The sequence below is a fragment of the Acinetobacter sp. GFQ9D191M genome (genome assembly GCF_011174875.1).
In the GTDB taxonomy this organism is placed as follows: domain Bacteria; phylum Pseudomonadota; class Gammaproteobacteria; order Pseudomonadales; family Moraxellaceae; genus Acinetobacter.
In genome coordinates this window covers 1-1,101 of record NZ_JAALGV010000176.1, presented here as the reverse complement: position 1 = coordinate 1,101, position 1,101 = coordinate 1, and the positions used below count along the sequence as shown (strand labels likewise).

The window sequence follows — 1,101 nt, the reverse complement described above, 5'->3', positions numbered from 1 at the left end:
TAGGACTTACGCACTATTATTTATAGATTCTCTGTGGTAGCAGATGATTTTTATCGAGAATAAAGTCATCAATGAAGTTTTTGATAACTGGTCTAAATAATTTCTTCTGCCAACGATATACATTTTCAAAGATCCGCTCAAACTGGTTCTTTTGTATCTCAACGTAGGCCATCAAGGCTGAAAAAATATGATTCAAAATCAGTTTAGATCGTCTTACTTGAAACTTTTCAATATGACAAACCTGTTTAACCACCCGGTGATATTGCTCTATTTTCCAATGACTTGAATGTAATTCATGAAAACCCTCAAAGGACAATAAATCATCTTCATCTTGATGCACAATATAAAACCTCTGCTGTTCTTTTAACTGAGTCTTAAATAATTGTACAAAGCCAAAATCTTTGAGCCAGACCACTTGACCCTGATGGAAATCTGGCAATAAACGCAGTTGAAACCATTGTCCTTTTTCTGGGGAAACCTTACGGTTACAGTCGATACCAAACATAAATCGAATACCATGTTTTCTTATGGTTTTTAGATTTCCAGTCGATGAATACCAACTATCACCTGTAATAAATTGAATCTTTGCACCCCAACTGAGTACTTCACTTAACATATCCATAAAGTAATCATTCTTGGTTTTACTTTCAGATTTGTCATAAATTCGGAAATTAATTGGAATATTTTGACCATTTTGATCTATCGCATACAAGGTAATGAGATTAATACCCTTGACGGATCGGTGGTGTTTGCCTGACCAAAAATAGCTAACCAAGTCCATATGTTGACTATATGGTTTATCTAAAACAGTATCATCAATGCTGACTATAAGTTTATTATTATCAATATGTTGAATTGATTCTTGATATAGGTCGTGAGGTGTGTAGTCTTCACGCTCTAGAAAGCGATTTACACTATCATGCGAGATATTATAAGTCTCGGCAAGTTGTGTGCAGCTAATAGAGTTCGGTTCTGTCATGAGAAAGCCCATATAAATGGGTAATGTACAAGTTGCTGTAGAAGCATGTTTAATTCGTCTGATCACAGATACTTTATAAAGTATTTTAATACTTTTTTGAATCCGTCAATGCGTAAGTCCTA

At 34.4% G+C, this 1,101-nt stretch carries 1 protein-coding gene; it reads right to left on the bottom strand.

Features of this window, described 5'->3' with window-relative positions:
* Positions 1 to 16 precede the first annotated feature (16 nt).
* Positions 17 to 1,045: a transposase gene (locus G5T77_RS17000; RefSeq protein ID WP_166139641.1), complete on the bottom strand. Its 1,029-nt coding sequence runs from the start codon at positions 1,043 to 1,045 to the stop codon at positions 17 to 19.
* Between the last annotated feature and the right edge of the window lie 56 nt (positions 1,046 to 1,101).